The organism is Mesorhizobium kamtschaticum, assembly GCF_056174585.1.
This window is the reverse complement of record NZ_CM149691.1, coordinates 4,440,230-4,448,367: the sequence shown is the minus strand read 5'-3', so window position 1 is coordinate 4,448,367 and position 8,138 is coordinate 4,440,230. Positions and strand designations below refer to the sequence as shown.

Annotated in this window: 7 protein-coding genes; 3 read left to right on the top strand and 4 right to left on the bottom strand. The window is 64.8% G+C overall.

Annotated features, from left to right (window positions below):
* Positions 1-3,443: 3,443 nt before the first annotated feature.
* From AC0V7N_RS21970 to AC0V7N_RS21955, 4 genes are all read right to left on the bottom strand, one after another.
* Positions 3,444-3,707, bottom strand: a complete 264-nt coding sequence (locus AC0V7N_RS21970) for a DUF6074 family protein (RefSeq protein WP_475450474.1) — start codon at positions 3,705-3,707, stop codon at positions 3,444-3,446.
* A gap of 201 nt (positions 3,708-3,908) precedes the next feature.
* Entirely contained in the window at positions 3,909-4,205 is a 297-nt protein-coding gene (locus AC0V7N_RS21965; protein ID WP_475450473.1) for a DUF982 domain-containing protein, read from the bottom strand.
* A 182-nt stretch (positions 4,206-4,387) separates the two neighbouring features.
* Positions 4,388-4,627 (bottom strand): hypothetical protein, encoded by a 240-nt coding sequence (locus AC0V7N_RS21960; RefSeq protein WP_475450472.1) that lies wholly within the window; start codon positions 4,625-4,627, stop codon positions 4,388-4,390.
* A gap of 110 nt (positions 4,628-4,737) precedes the next feature.
* A complete protein-coding gene (locus AC0V7N_RS21955) occupies positions 4,738-5,154 on the bottom strand; it encodes a hypothetical protein (RefSeq protein ID WP_475450471.1) in 417 nt (138 codons plus the stop codon).
* 201 nt (positions 5,155-5,355) lie between these two features.
* Between AC0V7N_RS21955 and map the strand changes: the two genes are divergently transcribed.
* From map to AC0V7N_RS21940, 3 genes are all read left to right on the top strand, one after another.
* A complete protein-coding gene (gene map / locus AC0V7N_RS21950; RefSeq protein WP_475450470.1) occupies positions 5,356-6,183 on the top strand; it encodes a type I methionyl aminopeptidase in 828 nt (275 codons plus the stop codon).
* 56 nt (positions 6,184-6,239) lie between these two features.
* A complete protein-coding gene (radC, locus tag AC0V7N_RS21945; RefSeq protein WP_475450469.1) occupies positions 6,240-7,001 on the top strand; it encodes a RadC family protein in 762 nt (253 codons plus the stop codon).
* Between the two features lie 300 nt (positions 7,002-7,301).
* Positions 7,302-8,138 carry a hypothetical protein gene (locus AC0V7N_RS21940; protein WP_475450468.1) on the top strand — a complete coding sequence of 279 codons (837 nt, stop codon included), beginning with the start codon at positions 7,302-7,304 and terminating at the stop codon, positions 8,136-8,138.

The following is an 8,138-nucleotide window of genomic DNA, read 5'->3' as shown; positions in this document are numbered from 1 at the left end:
CCTGCACTCTGCCCACTGCCGCCACTGCCGCCGACGGCCACCGACGCGCCCAGCGCTCCGGTCGTGAACGTACCGGCGACGCTGAAGCCGCCATTGCCGCCGCCACCGCCGATCGACTGCGCCAGGATGCCGTCGGACTGTTTGCCGTAGGTTGCGATGTTGCCGTAGCTGGTGACGAAAACGTCCTTGCCGACGCCGCCGGTGGCGCCGCTGCCGCCGACCGAAACCGCGGCCGCGCCGCCGGCGCCTTCGTAAGAACCGGACACGCTCAGCGTCACGGCAAAGCCGCCATTGCCGCCGCCGCCGCCGATCGATTGCGCCAGGATGCCGGTCGAGTTGTCGTCTATCGTCAGGATGTTGTTCTGGGTGACGGTGTTGCCGACCTTCTTGCCATTGTTGACGGTCGCCGTGCCGGCATCGCCGCCGCCGCCGCCGGTGCCGCCAAGGCTGACACCAACACCGACAACGCCGCCCGCCGCGAGGCTGCCTGAGAAGCCGCCACTGCCGCCGCCGCCGCCGATGCTTTCGGCCTGGATGCCGACCGCGTTCTTGCCTTCGGTGACAAGGTTCCAGGTGCCGGCATAGCCGGTGGTGACCGCATGGCCGGCGCCATCGGAATTGACGGTGACATTGCCGGCATTGCTGCCGTCGGCTCCCGCGCCGCCAAGGCCGACACTCGCCGCGCCACCGCCAAGGGCTGCCGAGATGGTGAAGCCGCCATTGCCGCCGCCGCCGCCGACCGATTGCGCCAGGATGCCGGTCGAATTATCGCCCGTCGTGTGGATCGAACCGGAGCTGCCGACGATGACGTCGGCGCCATAACCACCGCCTGCACCCTTGCCGCCGATATTGACGGCGATACCGACCGCGCCGCCGATGGCACCTCCGATCGAGTAGCCGCCATTGCCGCCGCCGCCGCCGACCGATTGGGCAACGATGCCGCCGGCATTGTCGCCGGCCGTCGAAATGTCGCTGAGGCTCGACACGGTGACGAGTTTCGATGCACCACCGGCGCCACCATTGCCGCCAATGCCGATCGCCGCCGCGAATGTTCCGGTGGCGTTGATGGCGACCGCGATCGCCGCGCCGCCATTGCCGCCTGTGCCGCCGATCGACTGCGCGAAGATGCCGCGCGATCCCTGGCCATAAGTGGTCAGCGAGCCGGCAGTCTCCACCGTCACCGTGTTGCCGTCGCTGGCATTGCCGGCAGCCCCGCCCATGGCGAGCGCAAGCACGCCGACCGCACCCGAAACCGAAAATCCGCCATTGCCGCCGCCGCCGCCGATCGATTGCGCGAAAACGGCATCCGACTGGTCGCCATGGGTGATGATCGAATAGGCGGTATCGTTGGCGTCGCGCAACACCTCCACCGCGCCGGACGTGCCGCCGCTGCCGCCGGCGCCGCCAATCGCGACGCTGAAGCCGATGCCGCCGGAGAACGCGCCGCCGCCATTGCCGCCGCCGCCGCCGACCGACTGGGCGAATATGCCGGCGGAATTGACTGAAGCGGCGCCATTTTTTCCGGTCTCGATGTCACCCGCATTGGTCACCGTCACCCGCGCGCCGTTGCCGCCGGCGCCGCCCTTGCCGCCGGCCGAGAACAGGCCGCCGGAGGTGCCGCCATTGCCGCCGCCGCCGCCGACCGACTGTGCGAAGATGCCGGCGGACTGCTTGCCGTCGGTGCTGATCGAACCGGCCGATGTGTTCGTCACCTCGACGATGCCGCCATTGGTGGTCGAGGCGCCGTCGCCGCCAAGCGAAACGAGGCCGCCTGAATTGCCGCCATTGCCGCCGCCGCCGCCAATCGACTGCGCCAGGATGCCGTTGGATTCCTGGCCATGGGTGACGATCGCGCCGGAATTGGTGACGCCAACCGTCACGACATTGGCAGGGCCGCCATTGCCGCCGAGACTGCCGCTGCCGCCCGACGCGAACAGACCGAAGTTCGAACCGCCGTCGCCACCGCCGCCGCCGATCGTCTGGGCCAGGATGCCCTGCGAATTATTGCCCCAGGTGGTGATATCAGCATTGTTGGTGACCTGGACGATGCCGCCATTGCCACCATTGCCGCCGCCGCCGCCGGAGGACGAAAACAGGCCGAAACCACCGGCACTGCCGCCGCCGCCGCCGCCGATCGACTGGGCGGCGATGCCATGCGAATAGACGCCATGGGTGGTGATCGTCGTGCCGACACCGGTGAAGACATTGGCGTTGCCGCCGCTGCCGGCCGGGCTGCCGCCGCCCGGATTGAAGACCAGGCCGCCGCCGCCGCCGCCATTGCCGCCGTGGCCGCCCTGGCTGATGGCGACGACGCCGACTGAATAGTTACCGAAGGTCTCGACGCTTCCGCCGTTGAAATTGACGGTGGCGTTGCCACCGCTGCCACCCAGCCCGCCATCACCGGCATCGCCCGAAATGCCCTTGGCGTCGCCACCATCGCCACCATCGCCACCGACGCTGCTGGCGACGATGCCGGCGTTGGGACAAGCCGTTGGCAACACGCAATTGTTGCTTGTCTTGATGGCGCCGTCGACGTTGACCGTGATGACACCGCCATCGGCGCCATTGGCGCCGTCACCGCCATCGGAGAAGACGTAGCCGTTGCTGCCATTGCCGCCGCGGCTGCCATTCGAGGCGCCGAGAACACCGATGGTGCCCGTCGCGATCACCGCGCCGCTGTTGGGAGTACTGGTATTGGCCGTCGGCTGATTGTAGTTGACCACAAGTGTCGGGCCGGAATTACCCGAAGGCCCGCCGGCGGCCTTGACCGGCGGTGCGACGCAGCTCGTTCCGGAAGGCGCGCCACCGGCGACCGCGCAGCTCTCGGCTACAGCGGGATTGCCGTTCTGGGCGGGTTGTGCCGGGGTGATGACGCAGTCGGCCGCGTTGCCGGTGCTGCAGGTGTAGTGCTGGACTTCCGTTGCCGCCGACGGGCTCGCGCCCGAACCGGTCAGGGATATCCGGCTGGGATCGATCGTCAGCGTGTTGACGTTGAGCGTGGTAACGCCAGGCGCGGTGTAGCTGATATCAGACTGTGCTCCGGCCCCCGCGCAATTCTCGACGCCGCCACTTGGCCCCGTGCAAGTCGCTTCGGCTGGGCCCGTCGAGCCGACGAACAGCGTCAGTGCCATGAGAATGGCCGCTACCGCCGCAAACCCCGACAGGCCGAGAAATCTCTGTTTCAGCCACCCAGAAACAACGCGAGACTCGGCTGCGCGCCCCCGAACACGAGTCATCATCACCCCCCTGACCCGCGCCGCAACGGCACGAATCTCCCCTTGCTAATGCAACCTATCAGATTGCAATGGCGATGGGGGCTCCTAAGAATAAAGGCGATGTAAATTGGGTGCAGTGTTGCCGTTCAAGCACAGAGATCCACAGCAAAAGACAGCGTTTACGCGCTATTGGAGTAAAAGGCGTAACGCAATAGAGCAGCCTTTGCTTCAGGCGGAAAGAACTGGAGCCGCCTCAGCCGCCAGTCCAGCCGAAAGCTCTCCTTGTACGGCCAGGAAAAACCTGCGTACTTCATCGCTGGCTGTTGCTCTGTCCCTGCCTGACCCTACAACGAGGTCAAGCAACTCGGCTGCTTTAGCCCTCCAGAACGAGGCTGCAGGTTCGCCATGCAGATGGTCGAGCTTGGCTGCAACTTCTCTGACTAGGAATAGCTGACGGTCGATTGGGAATGCACGGACTTTTTCTGGGGACATCTTCCAAACCCTGAGACTGACGCAACGAATCAACCATCGCCGAACAAGCAATGGCGTAGCCGCCAAGGTGGAAACGGAAGCTTAACGCCGCCATCGATGCGTCGTCATGGAAGGACACGCACGCAATGATCCGCACACGAGATCATCACGCGTTCAAGCAAAGTTGGTTGAGAGGCGGAGTTGGTCGATTCGAAGCAGTCGTCAGGCCTGCAGCGCCCTCGCCTCGCCGCCACGCTTGCGCGGCGCCATCATGTCGCTGGCCATCAGTCCGGTGACACGGCAGAACGCCATGAACGCGCGGCAGGCATCCTCAGTCTTGACCACGTCCACCATGGCGCCAAAGCAGGCATTGAAGGCTTTCTGATACACCGGCCCCTGCCGGCGCGCCGGCCAGTCCTGGAGAAAATCCAACGCCTGCTCGACGCTGTAAATCTCCTCGACGGGCAAGCCGGGGCCTTGCGCAATGCGCACCGGCACCTCGAATTGCAATCTGTCCATCAGGCATCTCCCGAACTGGCGTCGCCCAAGCAACGCCGTTCGTCGTCAAAAGTTGCTTTGACCGGTTAGTGCCACGCAAATGTGTCGTCACTGCGGAAACGGCCATTTTTGCTGCAAACGGGCCAAGGAAAGTTCTGCCGGCACCAGCGGGTCCGGCAGCACTTTCCAAGTTGGCGGCGCGATTACTGGTTGGCCGGATCGGTCTCCGCGTCGAACGCCATGCGCACCACCATCAGCAAAACATAGGCCGACGGCAAGGCGAACAGGGCACCAAGGACGAGTGCTCCGCTTCCCGAGAGATAGAGCGTCTCGGCGACCGCCCAATAGACGGTTCCGATACAGATGAACGCCTGGACGGACAGAAAGGATGCAGCCGAGGCCGCACGCGACAGGCTTTTGAATGTCTTGATACGTTGTTGCATTGCAATCATCCGAAAATGACGCGCCGCGCCACCCATGCGCGGCTCTCGGCCGCCGCACGGATCGCGACGCGAATAGCTTGGAAATGGGCGAACGTGCGGTCCTGGACCGCTCAGGCCTGCGTGGAGGGTGGCGCACGCGGCTGGTTGGTGCTCGCGCCAGGGGCGAAGACCGTGCCGGATCCGGCAACAACCATCGCCGGCGACATCGGAGCGAGCCAAAGGAAAACAGCTTGCGGAGCCGGTAGCGCCGGATAGCCGCCGGCGAACTTGGCAAGCACCGGCCGGGCAGTGCGAACCTCCAGGGCCTGTGCCTTGTTGGTGACACGCAGCAGCGCCACGACTTCGCCCGACCGTTCCAGGCCAACGCTGGCGCCGCCCTGGGCAGGGTCCGCGAAGGCGGGCACATCAGGCCGGCCGAGGCACAGCATCGCCAGCAGGACCAGGCCCATCAGACATGAGCAGGCTGCCGTCAGCGGCGCTTCAAGCGATCTGGCGCGCTTTTGGGCTGGACGCGATCTCCAAAACATCGTCCCGCCCTAGCGCACGATGGCTGGAAAGGAAAGCAAACCGTGTAAAAACCAACGAGAGATCGCCCCGACGCGACGAATATCGCGACGGCTCGGGTCGCATCAGGCAGTTCTTCCTTGAACCTTTTGCCTCCAAATGCCAAATCTGGTGGGATTTTCACGCCAGCACTCCTGCAGCGCGCTACCTCTCATACGGACAAAATGGTCACCTATCTCGACGCCGCCACGGCCCCTCTCCGAAACACCGGCCAGATCCGCCTCTATGGCGAGGACGGTTTTGCCGGCATGCGCAAGGCATGCGACCTTACCGCGCGTTGCCTGGACGCGCTGGTGCCGATGGTCGCGCCCGGCGTCACCACGGACACCATCGACCGTTTCATCTTCGAGTTCGGCATGGATCACGGCGCACTGCCGGCGACGCTCAACTATCGTGGCTACACGAAATCGTCCTGCACCTCGATCAACCACGTCGTCTGCCATGGCATCCCCGACAACAAGCCGCTGAAGGATGGCGATATCGTCAACATCGACGTCACCTACATCCTCGATGGCTGGCACGGCGATTCCTCGCGCATGTATCCGGTCGGCACCATCAAGCGCGCCGCCGAGCGGCTGCTCGAGGTCACCCATGAATGCCTGATGCGCGGCATTGCCGCGGTCAGGCCGGGTGCCCGCACCGGCGCCATCGGCGCCGCCATCCAGACTTTTGCGGAGGCGGAGCGCTGCTCGGTGGTGCGTGATTTCTGCGGCCACGGCGTCGGCCAACTCTTCCACGACGCTCCGAACATCCTGCACTATGGCAGCGCCAATGAGGGCGTCGAGATGCGGCCCGGCATGATCTTCACCATCGAGCCGATGATCAATCTCGGCCGCCCGCATGTGAAAGTGCTGTCGGATGGCTGGACGGCGGTGACGCGCGACCGTTCGCTGTCGGCGCAGTACGAGCACACGATCGGCGTGACCGACACCGGCTGCGAGATTTTCACGCTCTCGCCCAACAACCTCGACCGTCCCGGCCTGCCGGCCTAGTATTTGATACACCGGGCGACGGCTTTGCCCGACTGATTGGCCGGATGCGGGGGCAGATGGGGAAAGCCAGCGACGACGACGAGCGGAGTTTCTTCTCCGAGGTGCCGATCCGGCCAGCGGCGAAGGCCAGGCCGGCTCCAGCCGAAAAACCTGGCTATCTCGGCCATCGCGACCGCTTGCGCGAGCGCTTTGCCTCGGCGGGTCCAGACGCACTGCCCGACTATGAACTTCTCGAGCTCTTGCTCTTCCGGTTGATCCCGCGCGCCGACACCAAGCCGGCCGCCAAGGCGCTGCTGGCGCGCTTCGGCACGTTCGCCGAAGTGCTCGGCGCGCCCGTCAACCTGCTGCAGGAGGTCAAGGGCATCGGCCCGGCGGTGGCGTTCGACCTGAAGGTTGTCGCGGCGACAGCCCAGCGCATGGCGCATGGCGAGGTCCATGGCCGCGAGGTCCTTTCGTCCTGGACGCAGCTTCTCGCCTATTGCCGCTCTGCCATGGCCTTCGAGGCGCGCGAGCAGTTCCGCATCCTGTTCCTCGACAAGAAGAACGCGCTGATTGCCGACGAAGTGCAGCAGACCGGCACTGTCGATCACACGCCGGTCTATCCCCGGGAAGTGGTCAAGCGGGCACTCGAACTCTCGGCCACCGCGATCATTCTGGTGCACAACCACCCATCGGGCGACTTGACGCCGTCGCGTGCCGATATCGAGATGACGAAAGAGATCATCGAAGCGGGCAAGCGGCTGGGTATTTCCGTGCATGACCACATCATCATCGGGCGCAAGGGATACGCCAGCATGAAGGGCCTGTTGCTGATCTAGGGCAACGACCCGCATGCCGTCGAAGTCGTCTTCGCCGGGATGAAACCAGGCGCCCGCGTGGCCGTTGCTGTGCCGCGGATTGGCAACTAGGACCATAGTCCGGCCGACATGGGACTTCAGTACTGCAGCAGTTTCATGGCAATAATTCTTATGAAATATCAAAAGCTTATGGTGCCCTCTGGTTGTCAGCTCGCGTATTGAGACCGCATTTGTCTAAAGTTTACTCTGTACAGTTAGCAATTCCTCATACGACGCTTCCTTAGTTGTCGGGCGGATGGCGATTCCCCGAGGAGGTTACCCATGACAAACCGAAAAACTCTGTTCGCGGCGCTTGCCGCATTGGCGCTTCTGGCGTCTCCAGCGCTCGCCGGAGCCGGCGGCAACGGGCACGGCGGCGGCGGTGGCAATGGCGGCGGTAACAGCGGCGGCAACGGCGGTGGCAACGGCAATGGCAACGGCGGTGGCAACGGCAACGGCAATGCTGGCGCCTCGCATGGCAAGAGCGACGCTTCGCACGGCAAGTCGTCGTCAGCCCCGGGACAGGTGGCCAAGTCGGAAACGGACACCACGGTCGATACGACTGCGGTTTCGTCCGTGTCCAAGGAGAAGAACATCCACGCCAAACTTGGTCGGCTGAACTCGCTGCAGCGCAACATCAATGCCTATATGAACTCCAAGAGGAAGAAGTTCGCCGCCATTCAGGCATTCGTGACGCAGTCGGCGAAGGCCAAGATCGCCCAGGCCGCGGCTGACGCGGCAGCCGCCACGGCGGCCGCCGCCCAGGCGCAACTGGCTGCCCTGAATTCGCAACTGAGCGCGCTGACGTCGCTCACGGCCGCTCAGATTGCCGCCATGTCGCCCGCAGACCAGGCGGCCCTGCCCGGGAAGATATCGGCTCTGCAGGCCGAGGTCACTGCTCAGCAGGCAGTGGTCACCGCCGACAACACGGCGGCCGACCAGGCCGAGGCAGCGGCGGCCACGGCGACCGTCGGCACCGATCAGGCATCGCTCGATGCAGCGCTGAAGGATATGGCCAACAAGCCGGTCGATCCCGAGGTCACAGCCTGGGCCCAAGGCGTCCTTGCCGGCAAGATCGATCAGATGGCTACCAAGATCGAAGCGGAGACGACGCCTTAA

Excerpts from the sequence above, each read along its gene's own strand:
- AC0V7N_RS21970 (WP_475450474.1), bottom strand. The coding sequence starts at position 3,707 with ATGTCCCCAGAAAAAGTCCGTGCATTCCCAATCGACCGTCAGCTATTC.
- AC0V7N_RS21965 (WP_475450473.1), bottom strand. The coding sequence starts at position 4,205 with ATGGACAGATTGCAATTCGAGGTGCCGGTGCGCATTGCGCAAGGCCCC.
- AC0V7N_RS21960 (WP_475450472.1), bottom strand. The coding sequence starts at position 4,627 with ATGCAACAACGTATCAAGACATTCAAAAGCCTGTCGCGTGCGGCCTCG.
- AC0V7N_RS21955 (WP_475450471.1), bottom strand. The coding sequence starts at position 5,154 with ATGTTTTGGAGATCGCGTCCAGCCCAAAAGCGCGCCAGATCGCTTGAA.
- map (WP_475450470.1), top strand. The coding sequence starts at position 5,356 with ATGGTCACCTATCTCGACGCCGCCACGGCCCCTCTCCGAAACACCGGC.
- radC (WP_475450469.1), top strand. The coding sequence starts at position 6,240 with ATGGGGAAAGCCAGCGACGACGACGAGCGGAGTTTCTTCTCCGAGGTG.
- AC0V7N_RS21940 (WP_475450468.1), top strand. The coding sequence starts at position 7,302 with ATGACAAACCGAAAAACTCTGTTCGCGGCGCTTGCCGCATTGGCGCTT.